The sequence below is a fragment of the Polaromonas vacuolata genome (assembly GCF_012584515.1).
GTDB lineage: Bacteria > Pseudomonadota > Gammaproteobacteria > Burkholderiales > Burkholderiaceae_C > Polaromonas > Polaromonas vacuolata.
In genome coordinates this window covers 530744-553035 of sequence record NZ_CP051461.1, presented here as the reverse complement: position 1 = coordinate 553035, position 22292 = coordinate 530744, and the positions used below count along the sequence as shown (strand labels likewise).

Annotated in this window: 23 protein-coding genes; 8 read left to right on the top strand and 15 right to left on the bottom strand. The window is 53.2% G+C overall.

Annotated features, from left to right (window positions below; genetic code table 11):
* Nucleotides 1-45: 45 nt before the first annotated feature.
* A complete protein-coding gene (gene grxD / locus HC248_RS02665; protein WP_168921148.1) occupies nucleotides 46-369 on the top strand; it encodes a Grx4 family monothiol glutaredoxin in 324 nt (107 codons plus the stop codon).
* Nucleotides 370-446: 77 nt separating this feature from the next.
* Here the strand turns inward: grxD and HC248_RS02660 are convergent, their stop codons facing one another.
* From HC248_RS02660 to HC248_RS02620, 9 genes are all read right to left on the bottom strand, one after another.
* A complete protein-coding gene (locus HC248_RS02660) occupies nucleotides 447-746 on the bottom strand; it encodes a hypothetical protein (RefSeq protein ID WP_238342700.1) in 300 nt (99 codons plus the stop codon).
* A gap of 104 nt (nucleotides 747-850) precedes the next feature.
* Nucleotides 851-1054, bottom strand: coding sequence for a DNA gyrase inhibitor YacG (locus tag HC248_RS02655; protein ID WP_168921147.1), 204 nt, complete (start codon nucleotides 1052-1054; stop codon nucleotides 851-853).
* Nucleotides 1055-1073: 19 nt separating this feature from the next.
* Nucleotides 1074-1829, bottom strand: a complete 756-nt coding sequence (gene zapD / locus HC248_RS02650) for a cell division protein ZapD (RefSeq protein ID WP_168921146.1) — start codon at nucleotides 1827-1829, stop codon at nucleotides 1074-1076.
* Nucleotides 1830-1868: 39 nt separating this feature from the next.
* On the bottom strand, nucleotides 1869-2513 hold the full coding sequence (gene coaE / locus HC248_RS02645) for a dephospho-CoA kinase (RefSeq protein WP_168921145.1): 645 nt from the start codon (nucleotides 2511-2513) through the stop codon (nucleotides 1869-1871).
* 3 nt (nucleotides 2514-2516) lie between these two features.
* On the bottom strand, nucleotides 2517-3407 hold the full coding sequence (locus HC248_RS02640; RefSeq protein ID WP_168921144.1) for a prepilin peptidase: 891 nt from the start codon (nucleotides 3405-3407) through the stop codon (nucleotides 2517-2519).
* A 57-nt stretch (nucleotides 3408-3464) separates the two neighbouring features.
* A complete protein-coding gene (locus HC248_RS02635; protein WP_202882409.1) occupies nucleotides 3465-4376 on the bottom strand; it encodes a GNAT family N-acetyltransferase in 912 nt (303 codons plus the stop codon).
* A gap of 36 nt (nucleotides 4377-4412) precedes the next feature.
* Complete coding sequence (locus HC248_RS02630) at nucleotides 4413-5630, bottom strand: type II secretion system F family protein (protein ID WP_168921143.1); 1218 nt, start codon at nucleotides 5628-5630, stop codon at nucleotides 4413-4415.
* A gap of 85 nt (nucleotides 5631-5715) precedes the next feature.
* Complete coding sequence (gene pilB / locus HC248_RS02625) at nucleotides 5716-7449, bottom strand: type IV-A pilus assembly ATPase PilB (protein ID WP_168921142.1); 1734 nt, start codon at nucleotides 7447-7449, stop codon at nucleotides 5716-5718.
* Nucleotides 7450-7710: 261 nt separating this feature from the next.
* Entirely contained in the window at nucleotides 7711-8694 is a 984-nt protein-coding gene (locus tag HC248_RS02620) for a polyprenyl synthetase family protein (RefSeq protein ID WP_202882408.1), read from the bottom strand.
* 194 nt (nucleotides 8695-8888) lie between these two features.
* On the opposite strand from HC248_RS02620, the gene rplU reads away from it, so the two are divergent.
* The 4 genes from rplU to proB all read left to right on the top strand — a co-directional run bounded on the left by rplU (nucleotide 8889) and on the right by proB (nucleotide 11913).
* A complete protein-coding gene (gene rplU / locus HC248_RS02615; RefSeq protein WP_168921141.1) occupies nucleotides 8889-9209 on the top strand; it encodes a 50S ribosomal protein L21 in 321 nt (106 codons plus the stop codon).
* A gap of 20 nt (nucleotides 9210-9229) precedes the next feature.
* A complete protein-coding gene (gene rpmA / locus HC248_RS02610; RefSeq protein WP_168921140.1) occupies nucleotides 9230-9487 on the top strand; it encodes a 50S ribosomal protein L27 in 258 nt (85 codons plus the stop codon).
* 124 nt (nucleotides 9488-9611) lie between these two features.
* Complete coding sequence (gene cgtA, locus HC248_RS02605; protein ID WP_168921139.1) at nucleotides 9612-10685, top strand: Obg family GTPase CgtA; 1074 nt, start codon at nucleotides 9612-9614, stop codon at nucleotides 10683-10685.
* A 91-nt stretch (nucleotides 10686-10776) separates the two neighbouring features.
* Nucleotides 10777-11913, top strand: coding sequence for a glutamate 5-kinase (proB, locus tag HC248_RS02600; protein WP_168921138.1), 1137 nt, complete (start codon nucleotides 10777-10779; stop codon nucleotides 11911-11913).
* 112 nt (nucleotides 11914-12025) lie between these two features.
* Here the strand turns inward: proB and HC248_RS02595 are convergent, their stop codons facing one another.
* Both HC248_RS02595 and HC248_RS02590 read right to left on the bottom strand, forming a co-directional pair.
* The gene (locus HC248_RS02595; protein ID WP_238342699.1) at nucleotides 12026-12553 is read right to left on the bottom strand and encodes a CNP1-like family protein; all 528 of its coding nucleotides are present in this window, start codon (nucleotides 12551-12553) and stop codon (nucleotides 12026-12028) included.
* Nucleotides 12550-13227 (bottom strand): RNA pyrophosphohydrolase, encoded by a 678-nt coding sequence (locus HC248_RS02590; RefSeq protein ID WP_168921137.1) that lies wholly within the window; start codon nucleotides 13225-13227, stop codon nucleotides 12550-12552. Before HC248_RS02590 ends, HC248_RS02595 begins: the two co-directional genes overlap by 4 nt.
* Nucleotides 13228-13352: 125 nt before the next feature.
* Between HC248_RS02590 and HC248_RS02585 the strand changes: the two genes are divergently transcribed.
* Complete coding sequence (locus HC248_RS02585) at nucleotides 13353-15101, top strand: proline--tRNA ligase (RefSeq protein ID WP_168921136.1); 1749 nt, start codon at nucleotides 13353-13355, stop codon at nucleotides 15099-15101.
* A gap of 42 nt (nucleotides 15102-15143) precedes the next feature.
* A complete protein-coding gene (locus HC248_RS02580) occupies nucleotides 15144-15785 on the top strand; it encodes a lytic transglycosylase domain-containing protein (RefSeq protein ID WP_168921135.1) in 642 nt (213 codons plus the stop codon).
* Nucleotides 15786-15837: 52 nt separating this feature from the next.
* Here HC248_RS02580 and HC248_RS02575 read toward each other — a convergent pair whose 3' ends face one another.
* From HC248_RS02575 to secA, 4 genes are all read right to left on the bottom strand, one after another.
* Complete coding sequence (locus tag HC248_RS02575; RefSeq protein ID WP_168921134.1) at nucleotides 15838-16299, bottom strand: NUDIX domain-containing protein; 462 nt, start codon at nucleotides 16297-16299, stop codon at nucleotides 15838-15840.
* Nucleotides 16299-17168 (bottom strand): ATP-binding protein, encoded by an 870-nt coding sequence (locus tag HC248_RS02570; RefSeq protein WP_168921133.1) that lies wholly within the window; start codon nucleotides 17166-17168, stop codon nucleotides 16299-16301. The genes HC248_RS02575 and HC248_RS02570 overlap by 1 nt, the downstream gene beginning before the upstream one ends.
* 91 nt (nucleotides 17169-17259) lie before the next feature.
* Nucleotides 17260-18501, bottom strand: a complete 1242-nt coding sequence (gene argJ, locus HC248_RS02565) for a bifunctional glutamate N-acetyltransferase/amino-acid acetyltransferase ArgJ (RefSeq protein WP_168921132.1) — start codon at nucleotides 18499-18501, stop codon at nucleotides 17260-17262.
* A gap of 58 nt (nucleotides 18502-18559) precedes the next feature.
* Nucleotides 18560-21316, bottom strand: a complete 2757-nt coding sequence (secA, locus tag HC248_RS02560; RefSeq protein ID WP_168921131.1) for a preprotein translocase subunit SecA — start codon at nucleotides 21314-21316, stop codon at nucleotides 18560-18562.
* Nucleotides 21317-21772: 456 nt separating this feature from the next.
* Here secA and HC248_RS02555 point away from each other — a divergent pair, with 456 nt between their 5' ends.
* Nucleotides 21773-22120 (top strand): hypothetical protein, encoded by a 348-nt coding sequence (locus HC248_RS02555; protein WP_238342698.1) that lies wholly within the window; start codon nucleotides 21773-21775, stop codon nucleotides 22118-22120.
* Nucleotides 22121-22292: the final 172 nt, after the last annotated feature.

Below are 22292 nucleotides of genomic sequence, written 5' to 3'. Positions count from 1 at the left end.
TTAGCCGACATCAAAAGCCAGACAAAACTTTCAAAGGACAAGCACATGACTCAAGAGACCCAACAACGCATAGACCAAATCGTCAAATCCAGCGACGTCGTGCTGTTCATGAAGGGCACTGCCCAGTTCCCACAATGCGGCTTTTCCGGCAAAGCGATTCAAGTTCTCAAAGCCTGCGGCGTAGCCAAACCAGCTACTGTCAACGTGCTGGAAGACGAAGAAATTCGCCACGGCATTAAGGAATACAGCAACTGGCCAACCATTCCCCAGCTTTACGTCAAGGGTGAGTTTGTGGGCGGCTCTGACATCATGATGGAGATGTACCAAAACGGCGAACTCCAGCAAGTATTGGGTACGCCAGAGGCCTGAAGGTAAAAAAGCCCGGACTTAAAAGCGCGGGCTTATTTATTGCCATCGACTAATTTGCTTGTTTTAAAACTTGCAACTTAGTCTGTATAACCGGCACAAGCCCCAGCATTAACGCGGCCCTTGCATTCGCGTTTAAGCCTTGCACTGCGCTCGGCCACAGTTTCTTCTGAGCCACGCTCAAACCGGGTGTTCCCACCTTTGGATTTAAGTTTGCTGGCGACCTTTTTCCTGACTGTTTTTTTCTTCGCTTCAGCCAGGGCTGGCTCGGTTGTGGCTGTGACCATGGCGGTTTCAAAAGTCGGCGCAGCGAAAGCTTTAACGCTGGCAGCCGTCATAGAAAAAGTGAACAAGATGCTTGCAGCAATAAATGAAATCATGGGCGCCTATCTCCAGATAAGACAAAGGGCTGAAGAGACTTTGCCGTCAAGATAAATCACGGCGCGCCAAGTTTGCCCTAGGCTTGGCTAGTCGGTCAACCCAATTACTGCAGCCTAGACTCACCTTGTCCGTCGTCATCGACAGGCGGCTCAGTGGCTAAGCGAAAGCTCTCACTAGCCCACGCACCGAGATCCATGTTTTTGCAACGCGCGCTGCAAAACGGACGGAATAAATTACTCGGGGCATAAATGCTCTCGCCCTTGCAGCAGGGGCAAGCAACAATTTTTTTGTGTTCTATGGGCTTCATGGCGCGCAATACTTAGGTGTCAAGAACACAGCGTCAAATCAAACGTGGCGTCCTCTGTGCTGGCATGCAGGCGGTCATCGGCTTGTTGGCGCATGAGCCGCACAGAGGCGATCAGGCGATTGCCGCTGATGACGGGTATCAAACCCTGAGCCGCATCGATACGCAGACGTAGCAACTGAAAACTTCGTCCTTGCGGCAAGTTTTGCTGATACTGTCCGTTTTGGGCCATGACTTTTTGTGCCACACCGGCGTCGCGTAGCAACTGCAACAAAATTCGAACCGATTCGGCCAAGGGCACCAAGGGCGCGCACCAGCGCTGCAAGTCTTGTTGGCGCAGTACGGGTGCCAAGTGCTGCCAAGCATAGTAGGCCGGCAAGTCGAACTCGCAAGTGCCACCTGGTATAGCTACCCGGCTACGTATGCTCATGAGCCAATCGTTATCAATCAGTTGCTGGCCGGCTTTGCCCGACAGCGCACTCAGAGAAGTAAAGCAGTCATCGAGCTGGCGCGTGAAGTCATCGAGAACCGTCTCAGCGATAGCTGGGTTGCCGCGGTAGCTGTTGAGTGTGAACTTCTGCTTCTCAAGGTCTTTGAGAACGTCAGTTTTAAGGTCGGCCCGGGAGACCACATCCACCACCTCAAATATGGTGATGATGGCGTATTGGTGATCAACAGGATGCTCACGCGTTGTCAGCTCTCCCAAGCGCCGAAACAAATGTTCGAGCCGGAGGTAGGTGCGTATGCGTTCGTTTAAAGGGTACTCGTAAAGGATCACGGCGCTTTTTTTACAGAATCATTAATTTAAGACATTTCATCATAGCCCCAAGCGCGGCAATATCTGGCTCACAACCGTAGCCAAATCCGTCAAAGACAAGTCATCATTGTAAATTGATGCATCAGCCGCAGCCAGTCGTGTTGCCCGGCTCGCTTGTCCGGCCATGACTTTTTCGACCATAGCGCGGTCCCACCCAGCGCTATCCAGCCCAGCTTTATTTGCCAGTGCCTTTTCGCGCCCTAGCACGCGTGCGATCTGGGTCTCCTCACGGCAATCGACGACTAACACTTGATCTAGCCTTGCGCGCCAGTGCTCAGACTCCACCAGCAAAGGGATGTCAAACACCACGCAACGAGCGCCGGCAGCAACAGCTTGCTCGGCCTGACGCGCGGTCTCTTGCCCGACCAAGGGATGAATAATCGCTTGCAGCCTAAGCCGCGCAGACGGCTGCTCAAAAACTAACTGGCGCATCAAGCCCCGCGCCATCGCCCCATCCGGCGCCACAAAAGCTGAGCCGAACGCTTGCTCGATTGCCGCCATGGCCAGTCCGCCGGCCAGTGTCATCTCACGTGACACCGCATCAGCGTCCACTATCACGGCACCGGCTTGCCCTAGCAGGCGGGCCACCGTACTTTTGCCGCTGCCTATGCCGCCTGTCAGACCAATCCGCCGTGTAGTCGTCATGGCTTAAAGCCCAACCGTGCGCAAAATCGCCTGTGGACCAAAAATCAAAGCAGTAAAACCAGCGCCAGCCAAAAAGGGACCAAAAGGAATGTAGCCGCCGGGACGCAAATTACTGCGAAACTTCATGACCAAACCTATCAACAAACCTATCACTGAGGACATCAAGATGATGGGCACCAAAGCTGTCCAACCAAACCAAGCGCCTAACGCGGCGAAAAGTTTGAAGTCACCTTGTCCCATACCATCCTTACCGGTCACGAGCTTAAAAGCCCAGTACACCAGCCACAAAGACATATAACCTGCGACCGCGCCCCACAACGCATCAGTTAAATGGGTCAAGGGGTTTAGTTGCAGCGCAGCCGCAATCAAACCAGCCCAGAGCAGCGGCATATTAATGCTGTCGGGAAGCAGCGTGGTGTCCCAGTCAATCAGCGCCAGCGTCAGCAAGGCGGCGGAAAATCCACACCAAACCAGCGCCGTCCAGCTCGCACCCCAGCGCCAAGCACAAAAGGCAAACAGCAAACCACAAGCGAGTTCAACCGCGGGATAACGCAGACCATAAGAGGTCTTGCAAGCCGCACATTTACCGCGCAGAGCAAGATAGCTAAGCAGCGGAATATTCTCGTACCACGTGATGGTGTGACCACAACTAGAGCAGCGGGAAGCTGGCAATATCAAGTCAAAACGCACGGGCGGCTGTGTTGCTGATGCCGGCGGCGCGGCGCCGTCTTGAGACGCCAGCATATCGGTGCATTCATCCAGCCACTGGCGCTCCATCATCTTGGGCAAACGGTAGACCACCACATTAAGAAAACTACCCACCATCAAGCCGAAAACGCCAGCCAAAGCAGCGAACACTTCACGGTGTAGTTGAAGAAAAAAAACTAAATCCATTGCCATTAACCTATTGAAAAGTAATCACTGAGCAAACTATACCGTTCCACCTAAGCATCAACCAAATTCAAAAGATGTCACGCCAAAAACTTGCTGCTGTAGCAAGTCGGGCATAGACCCGTGATACATCTTGGCGCAGGCAAACGTTTTGCGCAGTCCAGCATGCTCAGCCAAAGCAAGAGCGGCCGGATTGCAATCGGGAACGTCTAAGGCCAACGGTTGACCGGGAATGCGCGCCATCAAAGCGAACAAAAGCTTTGTTGCCGTATCGAGCGAATCGGCAAACAATGGGCCGATTTTAAAACCCTGGCGGCACGCTCTGAGCATCCCATAACCCCTGAGTTGCTGGTCGGAATAGTCCGCCAAACCAACGCTGCCGGGCTGATTCACCCAAGCGCGTAAAAACGTCTCGCGTGGGCCCGCGACATGACGCGAATCAAAGTCTAGCAACACCTCAAAGGGAACTTGAGCCAGCGCTTGCAGGTGACCCACAAAATCAGAGCCAGAGTCAGGCTTAGCCAAGCCTTCATAACGACAGTCAAAATGCGAAAAAACAAAACCGCCGCGCTGATAAAACGGCAGCATCTCCAGCACACCGTCCATGCCAATAGGTGCATCAGGCAAAAGGCGCTGACACAAGACTTTTAAACGATAGTGCCAAAGCAAGCCACCCAAGCCACGCGCACGATAGTCTTTGCGCACAATAAATAAACCCATAAAGCCTGACTGGCCCGAGTCATAAGCCATGACAGTGCCGCCCGCAACCAGTTCATTTTTATGGCGCAGCGCAATAAATGCATTAGGCGCAACGCGCCAGGCCAAAGACAAATCGTTAAGGCCTGGGTTCCAGCCTTCAGCCGCGGCCCAAGCCTCAAGAATGAGGGTTTCATGCTGAGCCATCTCTGCAAGTTCAAAGTCAGCTGGCAAGGCCTGAAGCGGGCAATCATCAAAAGAAGCTGGCGTTGTCATAGCAAACAAATTGGCAAAATAAAACCAGATGCGTACTCAGACAACCTGTCCGAGCTTAAAAATGGGCAAGTACATGGAAACCACAATGCCGCCAATTATTGTGCCCAGAAAAACGATGATGATGGGTTCCATCAAACTGGACAAGCCGGCCACCATTTCATCGACCTCGGCCTCGTAAAAGTCGGCGGCTTTACCCAGCATGTGGTCAACCGATCCGGATTCTTCCCCAATCGCGCACATCTGTAACACCATGGTCGGAAACAAATTGGCATTCGACATGGCCGCCGTTAAGCTGGTGCCAGTAGAGACTTCCTGCTGAATTTTTTCAGTCGCGTAAGCGTAGAGTGAATTACCAGAAGCGCCGCCTACCGAGTCAAGCGCCTCGACCAAAGGCACGCCAGCGGCAAACATAGTCGAGAGCGTACGGGTCCAGCGCGCGATGCAGGATTTATTAATCAGCGAGCCAAACACCGGTAGCTTGAGCACCAATCGATCCATGACTCTTTGCATCTTGGGACTACGCCGCCAAGCCTGCATGAAAAAATAAAAGCCACCACCCAAGCCGCCAAAAATCAACCACCAGTAGGCAACAAAAAATTCACTCAAGGCGATAACCATCAAGGTAGGCGCAGGCAGGTCCGCGCCAAACGAAGAAAACACACTTTTAAAAGCTGGTATGACGAAAATCATGATTACCGCCACAACCACAAAAGCCACCAGCACCACAGAGATTGGATACATCAGCGCGGACTTGATCTTGGACTTGATGGCCTCAGTTTTTTCCATGTAAACAGCTAGACGCTCTAGCAAAGAATCCAAAATACCAGCGGCCTCACCGGCCTCGACCAAATTGCAATACAAGGAATTGAAATGCAGTGGGTATTTTCGAAAGGCCGCGCTTAGCGAGGTACCGGTTTCAACATCCGAGCGAATATCGTTGAGCAGCTTGGTCACACTGGCATTTGGATTGCCGCGGCCAACGATATCAAACGACTGCAGCAAGGGCACGCCGGCTTTCATCATGGTGGCGAGTTGTCGCGTGAAAATCGCAATATCCTTGGGCCGGATGGATTTCCCCGAGCGCATACGGCGCTTTTTAATCTTAGTCGCCAACACGCCTTGACGTCGCAAAGACGCCTTGACTTGGTTCTCACCGGCAGCACGAACTTCTCCCCGCACAGGCTTACCGGCACGATCTTTGCCTTCCCATTCGTAGACAAACTCTTGAATTCCCTTGGATGCAACTGTTGCCATGTGTACCCCCGTTTAAGCGCTGAACTTTGATTCAAAAAAACTTCAGACGAAAGGTCTGTGTTGACGCCATGCCATTACAAAAACCTCAGACATTGGTACAACCTAAGATTTCTTCTAGCGAAGTCATACCAAGCTTGACTTTGTATAAGCCCGACTGACGCAAGCTTCTGACACCTTCAGATTCAGCCTGCGCGGCGATTTCAAGTGCACTGCCGTCGCGCAAAATAATGCGTTGAATTTCTTCAGTGATAGGCATCACCTGATAAATGCCAAACCGCCCTTTGTAGCCGTTGTTGCACGTAGAGCAACCTACCGGCCGGTAAGGTGTCCAGCTGCCATCGACATCGTCTTCCTGAAAGCCCGCTTCGAGCAAGGTTTGACGCGGAATATCTGTTGGCATCTTGCAGTTGGTGCAGAGTCGACGCGCCAGTCTCTGAGCAGTAATGAGAATCACACTAGAGGCGATATTAAAAGGCGCTATGCCCATATTGCGCATACGCGTCAAAGTAGTGGGCGCATCGTTGGTGTGCAGAGTTGACAACACCAAGTGACCGGTCTGCGCGGCCTTGATGGAAATGTCTGCCGTTTCGATGTCGCGAATCTCGCCCACCATGATGATGTCTGGGTCTTGGCGCAAAAATGCCTTGAGCGCAACCGGAAATGTCATGCCTGCTTTTTCATTCATGCTGACTTGGTTCACGCCAGGCATGGTGATCTCGGCCGGATCTTCTGCGGTGGAAATATTCACGCCCGGCTTATTCAAAATATTCAGGCAGGTATAAAGCGAAACCGTTTTGCCCGAGCTCGTCGGCCCGGTGACCAACACCATGCCGTAGGGTCGGCCGATCGCTTGCAGCAGACGGGCTTTTTCAATCGGCTCGTAGCCCAACGCATCAATGCCTAGTTTGGCGCTACTAGGGTCGAGAATACGAATCACGATTTTCTCGCCAAACATAGTGGGCAAGGAGCTGACGCGAAAATCGATCACCCGGTCTGGCCCAATTTTCAACTTCATCTTGCCGTCTTGCGGCACGCGTTTTTCAGAGATATCTAGCCGAGAAATTACCTTGATGCGAGCGGCCAGCTTTTCTTTAATCGCCACCGGCGGCGAGGCAATTTCACGCAGTTCGCCATCAACCCTAAACCGGACCCGATAGCTGTGTTCAAACGGTTCGAAATGCAAATCAGAAGCTCGCATACTGAATGCATCAAGCAGCATTTTTTGCAAAAACTTAACCACTGGAGCGTCATCGACTTCGGACACACTAGGGTCAGTTGTGTCTGTGATGCTTTCAATGGTGGATTCATCAAATTCAAAATCATCACCAATGATTTTGTCCATTGCTTGTGTGGCGGTAGCACTAGACGCCGCCAGCATTTGCGAGAGCTTGTCGTACTCCGCAATAATCCAGTCCACGCCTAGCTGCGTAGAAAATTTGATTTTTTCAGCGGCATCTTGGTCGGAGGGATCGGCCGTCGCCACAATTAAGCGGTTGTTACGCTTACCCAGCACAACGATGCGGTAAGTCTGGCAGATTTTGGCATCCAGCAAATCCCGCGGCAAACGCATGATGTCTACCGCATCAAGGTCGAGCAAAGGCGCGGCAAAAGCCTGCGACATGATGTGCGCCAAATCGAAAGGGGAAACAACACCTGATCCGGTCAGCTCGGCGATAAAACTGGTGCGACTGTTTTTAGCTTTGGCAAAAATATCTTCCGCCGCGCGCTGACCAATCTTCCCGGCCACCACCAGTGCGCGGCCCAAACCAGGCAAAGCCATGGAAGAAATTTCATTGATCGCAGAGTCTGCAGTGGCCATATAAAAGCGGATCTTAACCAGAAATACCGCGGCAATATTGCAAAATGTTTAAATTTAAAACACCTACTCATGCAGTTTTGCTAATCATTTCAAATTCGCAACAATCTAAAGACTGTGTTTTATTGAGACGAAAAGCGTCAAATGGCAACCGCAAAGAGTTTACAATAGCGTAACACATTAAGGCGTGGCAGGGCTATAGAAGCCGCAGAAATAGAACACAGCAGAGCAGACAATCAGCAGGCCAAAGCGCCCGAGAAAATCTTATGAGCGACGCGCCAACAATTGCGACGCCAAGCTATGCAAACCTTGACTGTATGGGTTTAGCGGCAAACCGGCCAACGCGTTTATTGCGCGCTGAGCCTCAGAAGCAGCAGCGGCGCGTGTAGCTTGCAATGCACCGGTGTTTTGCACAATGGCAATAATCTGCGCCATCTGCTCGGTACCGCCGGTTTCTATGGCTTGACGAATCAAATTACGCTCCGCCTCTGTTCCGCGTTGCATGGCCACTATCAACGGCAAGGTCACCTTACCTTCGCGCAAATCGTCGCCTAAATTTTTACCCATCTCAGGTACGTCGCCGTCGTAATCAAGCACATCGTCTATGACTTGGAAGGCGGTGCCCAGTGCTTGGCCAAACTCAGCACAGCTTTGCTCGATTTCTGGGGACGACTTGGCCAATAAAGCGGCGAGCCTAGCACTGGCCTCGAACAACTTCGCGGTTTTAGAGCGAATCACACGCAGGTAAGCCTCCTCGGACAGGTCTGCGTCATGCATATTCATGAGCTGCAACACTTCGCCCTCAGCGATCACGTTGGTGGCCTCTGCCAGCGTACGCATGATGCGCATGTCGCCCGCATCAACCATCATCTGAAAGGCCCGTGAATATAAAAAGTCGCCCACCAGCACGCTCGCAGGATTGCCAAACGACTCGTTAGCTGTAGCGCGGCCGCGCCGCAAAGTTGACTCATCAACTACATCGTCGTGAAGCAAGGTAGCGGTGTGAATGAACTCAATCACCGCGGCAATATTAAAGCGCTGCTCATGGGTGTAACCCAGCGCGCCGCACATTAAAAGCATCAAAGAAGGCCGCAAGCGTTTGCCGCCAGCGGCCACGATGTAGTGTGAAATCTGACTGACTAACGGCACTTCAGACTGAAGGCGCATTTCTATGACGGCGTCCACGCCGCGCATGTCATCAGCAATAAGGGCGAGTGCGGCGGCGGTACTTGTTGAATTGGCAGACAAAAGGAGGTCCAGGTATTGAGCTTAGTCAGGATTATAGAAAGGTCTCCCAGCCTCAAACCGAGGGCGAAACAAGTCCTACAAAGACAAGTTTGGAGCCCTGAGAGAATACAAAATTCGACACGCGGCAAAGTGCATGCTAGAATGTTGGGCTCTGCGGAAATCCGTCTGCAGAAACTCAATTTAAGAGGTCTTACATGTACGCGGTCATAAAAACCGGTGGCAAACAATATAAAGTTGCTACTGGAGAAAAAATTAAAGTAGAACAGATTGCTGCGGACGTAGGCCAAGAGATTGTTATTGACCAGGTTTTGGCTGTCGGCATCGGCAGCTCAATCACGGTTGGAACTCCCTTGGTGCTAGGTGCAACTGTTACGGTAACTGTCTTGTCTCAGGGCAGACACGATAAAGTGACGATTTTCAAAATGCGTCGTCGTAAACATTACCAAAAACGCCAGGGTCACCGTCAAAACTACACTGAACTGCAAATCGGCGTTATTGCCGGTGCTGCAGCTTAAGTACCAAGGAGTATTGAAAAATGGCACAGAAAAAAGGCGGCGGCTCTACGCGAAATGGGCGTGATTCACAGCCCAAGATGCTCGGCGTGAAGAAATTCGGCGGCGAAGTTATCAATGCAGGCAGCATTATTGTTCGCCAGCGCGGCACCCGGTTTCACCCCGGCGTGAATGTTGGCATCGGCAAGGACCACACGCTGTATGCGTTGGTTCATGGCTCGGTGTCATTCGCCATCAAAGGTTCGCTGAACAAGCACACCGTGAATGTGACACCAGCGTAAGCTGATCACTTCGATGGCATCGAAGCCCCGACCTGTCGGGGCTTTTTAGTTTGTAAAATTGGTTTTTCGAGTTGCCTTGCGGACTCGCCAAAAGAAAACCCACAAGACCCCAACCGAGCCCACCATGAAATTTGTAGACGAAGCATTTATTGATATTGCAGCAGGCGATGGTGGGGCAGGTTGCGTCTCGTTTAGCCACGAGAAGTACAAAGAATTCGGCGGCCCTAACGGCGGCGATGGCGGACGTGGTGGCCACGTCTACGCGGTCGCTGACATCAACCTCAACACCTTGGTTGACTTTCGTTTCTCCCGTCGCCACGACGCGCGCAACGGCGGCCACGGCATGGGTTCGGACATGTTTGGCGCCAAAGGCGACGATGTCATCCTTAAAATGCCTGTCGGCAGCATATTGACAGACGCTGAAACCGGCGAAACTTTGTTTGAATTATTGGTGCCAGGCGAGCAAGTCCTGATCGCCAAAGGCGGCGACGGCGGCTTCGGTAATTTGCGCTTTAAGAGCTCAACGAATCGCGCACCGCGAAGCAAAACACCGGGCTGGCCAGGCGAGCGAAAAAGTCTCAAGTTAGAGCTTAAAGTGCTGGCCGACGTTGGTCTACTGGGCATGCCTAATGCGGGCAAATCTACTTTTATTTCCGCCGTCTCCAACGCCAGACCGCGGATTGCTGACTATCCATTCACCACGCTGCACCCCAACTTAGGTGTGGTGCGCGTCGCCCCAGAACAAAGTTTTGTGGTTGCCGACTTGCCCGGCCTGATCGAAGGCGCGTCTGAAGGCGCAGGTTTAGGCCATTTATTCTTACGCCATTTGCAGCGCACACGCTTGCTGCTGCATGTGGTGGACATGGCTCCGTTTGACGAGAATGTTGATCCAGTCGCGCAAGCTAAAGCGATTGTCGGCGAACTAAAAAAATACGACGAAGCCTTGTTCGACAAGCCGCGCTGGTTGGTGCTCAATAAACTTGACATGGTGGACGACGACAAGCGCGTAGCGCTGGTCAAAGACTTCGTGAAGCGCTTTAAATTCAAAGGTCCAGTGTTTGAGATCTCGGCACTGACACGCGAAGGCTGCGAGTTGCTGGTCAAAACGATTTACCAACATGTGAAGAAAGTTCAGCTCAGCGAGCAGCCAGAAGAAGACATAGATCCACGCTTTGTTGAACTGCCGCCCGAAGCCTAAAGTTTGAAGCTTAAAGACCGCGCCTTACTGGCGCGGCACCAACCGGCAAGACGCCTGGATTTCTTCTTTCACGCCCACCACACGGATGACTATGCAAGACAAAAATGCCTTTTTGCTGCTGCGCGACGCCAAGCGCATCGTCGTCAAGGTTGGCTCCAGCTTAGTCACCAATGAAGGCCGTGGACTAGACGCCGCAGCGATCGGCCAATGGTGCGAACAACTCGCAGCTTTGGTCAAAGATGGGCGCGAAGTCATAATGGTCAGCAGCGGTGCAATTGCCGAAGGCATGAAGCGTTTGGGCTGGGCCGTCAGGCCTAAAGCCATACACGAGTTACAAGCCGCTGCCGCCGTCGGTCAGATGGGTTTGGCGCAGGTGTACGAAACCAAGCTCAGAGAAAACGGCATAGGCAGTGCCCAAGTACTACTCACCCATGCAGACTTGGCTGACCGTGAGCGCTATTTGAATGCCCGCTCAACCTTGCTCACCTTGCTGCAGCTGGGCGTAGTGCCGGTCATCAACGAGAACGATACCGTCGTCAATGACGAGATTAAATTTGGCGATAACGACACCTTGGGCGCTTTAGTGGCCAACCTAGTCGAAGCCGACGCCCTAATCATATTGACCGATCAACGCGGCCTTTTTAGCGCCGATCCACGCAAAGACCCAAACGCCTATTTTGTGCACCAAGCCAATGCGGGTGACCCTGCACTAGAAGCCATGGCCGGCGGCGCGGGCTCTAGCATTGGCAGCGGCGGCATGATCACCAAAATACTGGCGGCCAAGCGTGCAGCGGGCTCCGGCGCCTCTACCGTGATTGCCTGGGGTCGTGAGCCGCAGGCGTTGATTCGCCTAAGCCAAGGCGAAGCTGTAGGCACATTTTTACAAGCCCAAACTCAAAAAAATCAAGCCCGTAAACAATGGATGGCCGACCACTTGCAGCTACGCGGCTCGGTCAGCGTAGACGACGGTGCGGCCAGCATGCTGCGCGACGCAGGAAAGAGTTTGCTACCCATAGGCATGACACGCGTATCGGGTGATTTTTCCCGCGGCGATGTGATCGCAGTCAGAGACGCGAGCGGCGCGGAAATCGCGCGTGGACTGGCCAACTACTCTAGCTCTGAAGCCAGACTAATTTGTCGTAAGCCGTCTAGTGAATTTGAAAAGTTACTCGGCTATATTGCCGAGCCAGAAATGTTGCATCGGACTAATTTGGTATTGACGCGCTAAAGCTATATGAACGCGTTTTAACCGGCGTGAGGAAAGCCTCTAGCAGTGCGGTTATCGAGTCAGCCAAGTATCTTTCATAAAGCCCATTCGCAAACCTCATTCATGCCGCTAATTAACGAAGAAAAGCGCTTGGATTCTTGAGCTTGTTAACCAGTGACCTGACCGAGCTGGGCGGCGAGGACAAATCACATGCACCTGCGCGGGCAAAATAAAACGCATGCCGGGAAGGCGCGTCGAACATAGACTCCCACTGCGGGTCACTGCTTTGACGCCACACGCCGTCGGAAAACTGACGGGCATAGGTTTTGAACTCTCCCGTCGCGCAGCGTATGGCCTCATACATTACGTTTTTAGCCCCACCCGGCACACTTGCCACCAGCACATAGCGCACCAAGCCGTCACTAGGTGACAAATTAACCGATGCTGGATCGACGCCGTAAACAAAAGGAGAGTTCACAAAACCGGGAAAAGTCAGCAACTTAGCCAGGTCAAATGCAGGAGGTGGTGGCACCTCGGACTCTTTCCACTCCTTCTCATCAGAAAATCGGTTCTCGCCTATTTCAGCCGCATACAGCGCAGGCGCCATGCCGACGAGCAAGGCAAGAATGAACATTGGCTTATAGCCAGGTGTAAACATCATGATTTATTAATTTGATTCTGAATCTCCGCATCCAAACTGGTTTGCGGATCGGGGTCAAAAGTAGCGCCTGGCGGCAACTCGAAAGCTGAACCAATGCGGCTGCGCAGCAAGTGCTGTTCAGCAGCCACCGCCAAGCTCGGTCCACAATGCGTTGGCAAGCCGTCGCGCGCCGGTTTATGTCGAAGGTCTAGTCGAAAATCCGCACGCGGCACGAAACGCGCTAACTCAGTTAAGGCCATTTCATACACACCACGTTTGAATTCAACCACTGCGTCTAGCGGGACCCAATAATCATTCCAGCGCCAAGCGTCAAACTCGGGATGATCCGTCGCGCGCAGGTTTAAGTCCCAGTCGTGACCGACCAGTTGCAGTAAGAACCAGATTTGTTTCTGGCCTTTGTAATGTCCACGCGCATCGCGGCGAATGAACCGGTCAGGCACCTCATAACGCAACCAGTCGCGGGTTCTGGCCAGCACGTGAACATGCTGCGGAAACAGACCGACTTCTTCATGCAACTCGCGGAACATGGCTTGCTCGGGATGCTCGCCCCGATCAATGCCACCCTGCGGAAACTGCCACGAGTGAGTACGTATGCGTTTACCCCAAAATACCTGACTTCTCTGGTTGAGCAAGATGATGCCGACGTTGGGCCTAAAGCCGTCCCGGTCGAGCATAATCAAACCTCAAAATTTTTAAACTGAGTCCATTATGCACAGCGAAGTGGACTCATCCGCGTCTCAGCACTGTGCCAATCGCCAGTAGCCCCACAAACCCCGCATAAAAGCCGAAATAAAAGCCCATGAAAGCCTCACAGTTCTTTATCTCCACCCTCAAGGAAGCCCCAGCAGACGCTGAGATCGCCAGCCACCAACTGATGATGCGCGCCGGCATGATTAAAAAGTTGGGCGCAGGCATTTATAACTACATGCCCATGGGCCTGCGGGTGGTGAGAAAAGTCGAGGCGATTGTTCGCGAAGAAATGAACAAAGCCGGTGCCATCGAGATGAGCATGCCGGTGATTCAACCCGCCGAGTTGTGGCAAGAAACCGGTCGGTTTGAGCAAATGGGCCCAGAGCTACTGCGCATCAAGGACCGCCATGGACGCGACTTTGTGGTTCAACCGACCAGCGAAGAAGTCATCACCGACGTGATTCGCCAAGACATTCGCAGCTACAAACAACTGCCGAAAAACTTCTACCAAATACAAACCAAGTTTCGCGACGAACGTCGGCCACGGTTCGGTCTGATGCGCGGGCGCGAATTCATCATGAAGGACGCCTACAGCTTTGACCGGAGTCCAGAAGCGGCCAAAGCCAGCTACAAAAACATGGCCCAAGCCTATCGCCGAATTTTTGACCGTTTTGGCTTGCGTTACCGCGCGGTTGCGGCGGACAGCGGCGCGATTGGCGGCGACCTGAGCGAAGAGTTTCAGGTGATTGCTTCGACCGGTGAAGACGCGATTGTTTACTGCCCGCAAAGCGACTACGCAGCGAACATGGAAAAAGCCGAAGCGCTAGCGCCCAGCCAGCCCCGACTTGAGCCGAGCTTAGCCTTGACAAAAACGGCAACCCCAGACAAATCGACTTGCGCAGATGTCGCCGCCCTACTCGATATGCCGTTGTCAGCCACCGTCAAATCCTTAGTTCTGGCGACCGACCAGTTAGGTGAAGACGGCAGCATCGCCAAGTCCACCGTCTGGCTGCTGCTGCTGCGCGGTGACCATGACATGAACGAGATCAAGGTCGGAAAAATTCCCGGCTTGGACAAAAGCTTTCGCTTTGCCACCCTGACCGAAATCGAAGAACATTTCGGTTGCAAGCCCGGCTACCTAGGCCCGTTCAACCTGCTCAAACCCGTCACATTGCTGGTAGACCGGGACGTCGCCGTCATGGCTGACTGGGTCTGCGGGGCGAACGTAGAAGGCTTTCACATGACCGGCGTGAACTGGGGGCGCGACCTGCCCGAGCCAGCATTGGTAGCCGACTTGCGCAACGCAGTAGTGGGCGACGCATCGCCCGACGGCAAGGGCGAATTAGCCATTGAGCGCGGCATCGAAGTTGGACATGTGTTTTATCTGGGTACCAAATACAGCCGCGCCATGAACGCGACGTTTCTGGGCGATAACGGCAAGCCGCAATTTTTTGAAATGGGCTGCTACGGCATAGGCATCACACGCCTGCCCGCCGCGGCCATCGAACAAAACCATGACGAGCGCGGCATCATCTGGCCCGACGCGATTGCGCCGTTCACGGTGGTGCTGTGCCCGATCAGCCCAGACCGGTTTCCCGACGTCAAAACAGCATCAGACCAGCTCTACGCCGACTTGCTAGCCGCAGGTGTGGACGTGATACTGGACGACCGTAACGAGCGCCCAGGCGCCATGTTTGCGGATTGGGAGTTAATCGGCATACCGCACCGTGTGACGATTGGCGACCGTGGGCTGAAAGATGGTCATATTGAATATCAGCACCGTAGGGATAGCGCGTCCAGCCAAATCGCCAGCGGCGAGGCGCTGGCTTTTCTTAAAACCAAATTAGGTCTGGCATAAAAGTTTTGCGCATTGAGTGACTTTAATCAAATCCAAAGGCCAATGAAACAGAACCGCGTTATACCTACGCTCTCACGAAGAAAATGTCTACAGGCTTTCACCAGCTTGTTAGCCCCCAGTCTGCTCATTAGCCAAGCAGAGGCTGGTGGGCAACTCGAAGAGCCTTTGATTGACTCGGTACGTACAGCGCTTAGCGCGGCAGTCGCCAACCATGTGCCGCCCAGCCCAGAGTTTCGCAGTACCGAAGAGCGTATTCATTACCTGCGCTGGCTGGGCAATATGAGCGACAGACTCAGGAAAAAAAAGCCCGAACCCCAGATACGCCAAGAATTTTTACAAACCGTCTGGTACGAGTCAAAACGCGCGGGGCTAGATCCGGCGCTGGTACTGGGGTTGATTCAAGTCGAGAGCAATTTCCGCAAATTCGCCGTCAGCCCAGTCGGCGCGCGCGGCTATATGCAAGTCATGCCTTTTTGGACTCGGGTGATTGGCGATGGCGATGCGGGCAAGCTGTTTTATATGCAGACCAACCTGCGTTTCGGCTGCGTAATATTGCGCCACTACCTAGACCGCGAAAACGGCAATCTATTCATGGGACTGGGCCGCTACAACGGCTCGCGTGGTAAGTCAGCTTATCCAGATGCGGTCTTGGGTGCGGTGAAAAACTGGGAATTTAAAGGTTAGAAAACGCTTTGCATTAGCCCATTTACCGACTCACAAACCAGGCTAAAAAAAGTTACACCGGCAGACCGCGCTCCTCGGCAAACCAAGCCAGCACGGGCACAGTTCCAGGCAAAATCGGCTGCACACTGACGGGTAAACTCTGCCATGCAAAGCCTTGGCCTTCACGCATTTGCAGCTCACCACTCCAGTCAAACACTTTGCAAAAGTTTAGCCTGACCAACGCATGCGGATAGTCGACCAACTCGACTTTCCAGCTTTGTACCGCGCCTATGGTGATGCCGATTTCTTCTTGCAACTCGCGCCGCAAAGCCTGCTCAACATTCTCACCCGCTTCGAGTTTGCCACCGGGAAATTCCCAATAGCCTTCATAGACTTTGCCGGGTGGCCGCGAGGTGAGTAAAAAACTGCCGTCAGGGCGCAGCAGCACACCGACGGCGACATCGACGACTGGGCGCGCTGCGCCGCCTTCACGCGGCAACTCGCCATCGGCAACAAGCACTGGCTTATTCGTCATCAAGCAGCGATGCGGCCGACGTGGTCGCGCGCAAATTGGTAGGCGACACGGCCACTGCGCGAGCCGCGCTCTAAAGCCCAGACTAAACAAGCCGGACGCGTAGCCGCAATTGCCGCTTCATCCAAGCCGAAAGATGACAGCCACTGCGCTGCAATGGTTAAATATTCATCTTGGCTAAAAGGGTAAAAACTCACCCACAGACCAAAGCGTTCAGACAAAGAAATTTTTTCTTCCACCACTTCACCGGGATGAACCTCACCGTCATCGGTATGGGTGTAGGTCATGTTCTCCGCCATGTATTCGGGCAGCAGGTGGCGCCGGTTGCTGGTCGCGTAAATCAGCACATTCGGCGAGGCGGCGGCGACTGAGCCATCGAGAATAGATTTAAGCGCTTTGTAGCCCGGCTCGCCTTCTTCAAAGCTCAAGTCATCGCAAAAAATGATGAATTTTTCAGGCCGGTCTGCCACCACGTCAACGATGTCTGGCAGATCAACCAGATCGGCTTTATCAACTTCTATCAGCCGCAAACCGCGCGCCGAATACGCGTTCAAACAAGCCTTAATCAATGAAGATTTTCCCGTACCGCGGGCACCGGTAAGCAGCACGTTATTGGCTGGCCGACCGTTAACAAACTGCTCAGTGTTGCGCTGAATTTTTTCTTTCTGATCATTGATTTCTTTCAGCTCACCGAGCGCCATCGCGCCTATGTGGCGCACCGGCTCTAGCTGCCCGTGGGCACCGCGTTTGCGGTAACGAAAGGCAATCGAGCTAGCCCAGTCGGGCGCGCCCAAGGGCTGGGGCAATATCGATTCAATGCGTGTGAGCAAGGACTCCACGCGTCCCAGCATGCGTTCAAACTGTTCATTCATAGGTATACGTAGGATTTGTTTTTAAATGGTTCTGGAGTCGCAGCAATGCAAGTTCGTTGTGGCTGCGATGTGGCTGCGATGTGGCTGCAATTTAGCTGCGGTAATCCGCATTAATCTTGACGTAGTCATAAGACAAATCACAAGTCCACACCGTGTCACTGGCTTGGCCGCGGCCTAGTAGCACGCGCACGTTAATTTCACTTTGCGCCATCACACGCTGGCCATCAGCTTCTTGGTAATCAATGAAACGGCCACCGTCTTTAGCGACCAACACATCATCCAAATAAAGGTCGATTTTGGTCTGGTCTAAATCATCAATCCCGGCATAGCCGACGGCGGCCAGAATTCGGCCGAGATTGGGATCACTGGCAAAAAATGCAGTTTTCACCAACGGTGAATGGGCGATGGCGTAGGCTACCAATCGGCATTCCGCTTCGGTTTTGCCGCCTTCAACCGCTACGGTGATGAATTTGGTCGCGCCTTCGCCGTCGCGCACAATCGCTTGGGCCAGTTGCTTGGCGATATCGAGCATGGCGGCAAACAGGGCTTGACCGTCTTGGCTGTCGAGCGAAGTGATGCTGGCGTGTTCGGCTTGATTGGTAGCGATCACCACAAAGGAATCGTTGGTTGAGGTGTCGCCATCAATCGTCACACGATTAAAAGATCCCTCCGCCAGCTTTTTAGCCAACTGCGCCATCAAGCGTTGGTCAATGCAAGCATCGGTCGCCAAAAAGCCCAGCATGGTGGCCATATTCGGCCGTATCATGCCAGCGCCTTTGCTGATGCCGGTAATCGTCACGGTTTTACCCGCCAACGTGATACGCCGCGAAAAAGCCTTGGCCACCGTGTCTGTGGTCATGATGGCTTCGGCTGCGTTGGCCCAGTTGTCTAACTTGGCGTCCGCAAGGGCTGCGTCAAGTCCGGCGGCGATGCGGTCATTCGGCAGCGGCTCCATGATCACACCGGTCGAAAAAGGCAAGACTTGTTCAGGCGACAAATTGAGCGCCCGCGCCAGCGCAATACAGCAGGCATGTGCGCGCGCCAGACCATCTGCGCCCGTGCCAGCATTGGCATTGCCAGTATTAATTAGCATGGCTTGTATGCCGTGGCTAGCGCCGTTATTTTGCGCCAAATGCTCACGGCAAATTTGTACTGGTGCCGCACAAAAACGATTTTGTGTGAAGACTGCACCGACCGATGCGCCGGGGTCTAACAACAGCACGGCGAGGTCTTTCCTATCCGCTTTACGGATACCGGCTTGGGTAATGCCCCAGCGCAGACCGGCAACGGGATAAAGATTGGCGGCAGGCGTGGCGATGAGGTTGACAGCCATAGAGATGCTCCAGAATTAAAAAGGCCGCAAGTGCGGCCGATTTTTTAAGTTTTAAATTTTAATTAAGCTTGCCGTGGCACTGCTTGAACTTCTTGCCCGAGCCGCAAGGGCAAGCCTCGTTGCGGCCGACAGTTGGCGTACCCACGGGCAGCGGCTTTTGACGTGGGTCGTCTTCATCTTGAATTTGCGCATCGCCGTCTTCGTTAGGCGCGCTATAGCTGACGTTAAACATGTTTTCAGCACGGTTTTCCATTGCCGCAGCAGCTTGACCTAACTCGTCAGCCGACTGCACTTTGACCGTCATCAAAATCTTGGTTACATCGTTTTTAACGCTGTCAAGCAACTGGCCGAAAAGCTCAAAAGCTTCGCGTTTGTATTCCTGCTTGGGCTGCTTTTGCGCGTAGCCGCGCAGATGTATGCCTTTGCGCAGATAGTCGAGCGAGCTCAGGTGTTCGCGCCAATGGGTGTCTATACTTTGCAGCAGCACTATGCGTTCGAACTGCAAAAAGTTTTCTTCGCCGATAGCGGCAACCTTGGCATCGAACGCTGCATTCGCAGCCTTATCGACTTTTTCTAAGATGTCCTCATCAGTGATCACGCTAGAGCCTTCAATCTCGTCGGCGAGTTCCAGCACTATCTGCCATTCATCGCGCAAGACGCGTTCTAGGCCGGCAATATCCCACTGCTCTTCAACGCTTTCAAAAGGCACGTACTGGCGCGTCAAGTCGATAAAACAGCCTTCACGCAAGGAGGAGATTTGCTCGCGCAAACTACTGGCATCCATGATGTCGTTGCGCTGCTGGTAGATCACCTTGCGCTGGTCATTGGCAACGTCGTCGTACTCCAGCAATTGCTTGCGGGTATCAAAGTTGCGCGCTTCAACTTTTCGCTGGGCCGACTCAATACTGCGCGTGACGATGCCGGCTTCTATGGCCTCGCCTTCGGGCATTTTCAATCTATCCATGATGGACTTAACGCGGTCACCGGCAAAAATTCGCATCAACGGATCATCAAGACTGAGATAGAAGCGGGAAGATCCTGGGTCACCTTGACGACCCGAACGGCCGCGCAACTGGTTGTCGATGCGGCGCGACTCGTGCCGCTCTGTCGCGATGATGCGCAGGCCACCCAGAGCCTTGACTTTTTCGTGCTCGGCGCTCCACTGCTCTTTTAGCTTAACGACTTCAGCCGCTTTTACCGCCTCGTCCAACGATTCGTCAGACGTTACTGGCTCAGTGAGTTTTTCAAGATTACCGCCCAACACAATATCAGTGCCGCGGCCAGCCATGTTGGTGGCGATGGTGATCATGCCGGAACGACCGGCTTGGGCGATGATATCCGCCTCGCGTGCGTGTTGCTTGGCGTTGAGCACCTGATGCGGCAAGTTGGCCTTAATCAGTAACTCATCAATGATTTCCGAATTTTCAATCGAGGTCGTACCCACCAGAACTGGCTGGCCACGCTCGTAGCATTCGCGTATATCCGTGATCGCTGCGTCGTATTTTTCTTTGGTGGTTTTGTAGACGCGATCTAACTGATCGCCACGCTGACTTTTGCGGTTAGGCGGAATCACAGTGGTCTCTAAACCGTAGATTTCAGCAAACTCATAAGCTTCAGTATCAGCCGTACCGGTCATGCCCGAGAGCTTGGCGTAGAGGCGGAAATAGTTCTGAAAAGTAATCGACGCCAGCGTCTGGTTCTCAGCCTGAATGGCGACGCCTTCCTTGGCTTCAACTGCTTGGTGTAGACCGTCGCTCCAGCGCCGACCAGACATTAAGCGCCCAGTAAATTCATCCACAATCACGATCTCGCCGTCTTGCACCACATAGTGTTGGTCGCGGTGATACAGGTGATTGGCGCGCAGCGCGGCGTAAAGATGGTGGACCAGCGAAATATTCGACGGGTCATAAAGCGTGGCGCCTTCGGGTATCAGGCCTAGCTTATAGAGTATGCCCTCAGCATTTTCGTGACCTTGTTCGGTCAAAAACACCTGCTGGGTTTTCTCGTCGAGGGTGAAGTCACCCGGCTTGGTCACACCTTCGCCAGTACGTGGATCGGCTTCGCCTTCTTGCAGCGTAAGGGTGGGCACGACCTTGTTCATGGCCAGATACATCTCGGTATTGTCTTCAGCTTGTCCGCTAATGATGAGTGGCGTGCGCGCCTCGTCGATCAAAATCGAATCCACCTCGTCAATGATGGCGAAGTTCAAACCGCGCTGAACGCGGTCGGCCACTTCGTAGACCATATTGTCCCTAAGATAGTCAAAACCGTATTCGTTATTCGTGCCGTAAGTGATGTCGGCTTGGTAAGCCGCTTGCTTTTCCTCACGTGACACGCTCGGCAGGTTGATACCCACTGTCATGCCCAAAAAGCTGTAAAGACGCCCCATCCAGCGCGCATCTCGACTGGCTAAATAGTCATTAACCGTCACCACATGCACGCCCTTGCCGGTCAGTGCATTGAGAAAGACCGGCAGGGTTGACGTTAAAGTCTTACCTTCGCCCGTACCCATCTCAGAAATCTTGCCATGGTGAAGCGACATGCCGCCCAGCATTTGCACGTCGAAGTGCCGCATTTTCATGCTGCGCTTACTGCCTTCCCGCACCAAAGCGAAGGCCTCAGGAAGAATCGCGTCAAGCGTCTCACCAGCGCCTACCCGGCCCTTAAACTCAGCGGTCTTACCGCGCAACTCGTCGTCCGTGAGCAACTCGTACTGAGGTTCGAGCGCGTTTATACGCTCAATGGTTTTACGGTATGTTTTAAGCAGCCTGTCGTTGCGGCTGCCAAAGATTGAAGTGAGAATGTTGGAGGCCATAAATGCAAGACCGCCTTGCAGCTCCCCGAGCTAACAACGCGGCCGAAATCCCTTATTGATTCGATTCAGGTATGGGCAGCACGTCAAAGTTCAAGCGTCTGCAATATCGTGGGAGTTTAACCTTCTGCGCAGCACCGCTTTGCCCAAGGTAGATGCATAGTTGCCGCAAATAACTTTTTATTGCCCTCTTTCAGCAAAGACAACGTTAAGAACAAGTAAATAATAAACAACTCAAGACCAGCACCACCGCGACGTCACGCGGCTTGAAAGGCTAGCAGCTCGCTCACGCGGCATAAACGTCTTCACTAGGCGAGGCAAAAATCGGTATGGCACGGCACGGATCAGCAAGAAGAAGCAAGAAGCAAGAAGCGAGCTTGAAAGACCAATCCATGATAATGAAATGCCTCAAATTATTTATAAACCCTTTGTGATCCAAGCCGGTCAAAACCCACTGCCATGAACAGCTACATTCGCCCCGGCAAGACCGGCGCCGCCATGCAAGTGATGACGGCCCACCAAGCCGTACAAAAGTCCCCCAGCCTAGGTCACCTAGCCGCGCTAGTTAAAGAGTCCAACGCCAGGCTTAGCGCGATTGAGTCGCTCATCCCACAAGCGCTACGCCCTTCCGTGAAGGCCGGCCCTATCGACGGCGGGAGTTGGTGTTTATTAGTCAGCGGCAGCGCAGCCGCAGCAAAAATTCGCCAATTGTTGCCAGTCATGCTCAAGCGTTTGGCTGAAAAAGATTTAAAGGTCACATCGATCCGACTGAAAATTCTCATGGCACATCGGGATTCGTGGCGTTGACGGTCGCAGCAGGTTTAGATGTCGTGATCAAGCCACCCAAGTATTAATAAGTAGTCTTACGATTGCGCCATCTAAACCAGTCACTATCGACGACTTGCAATAGCACTACAGCAGTAGTCTTACTTTCAACGTCACGCAGCAAAAGGTAAATAGCTGAACTAGCTTAAGTTCT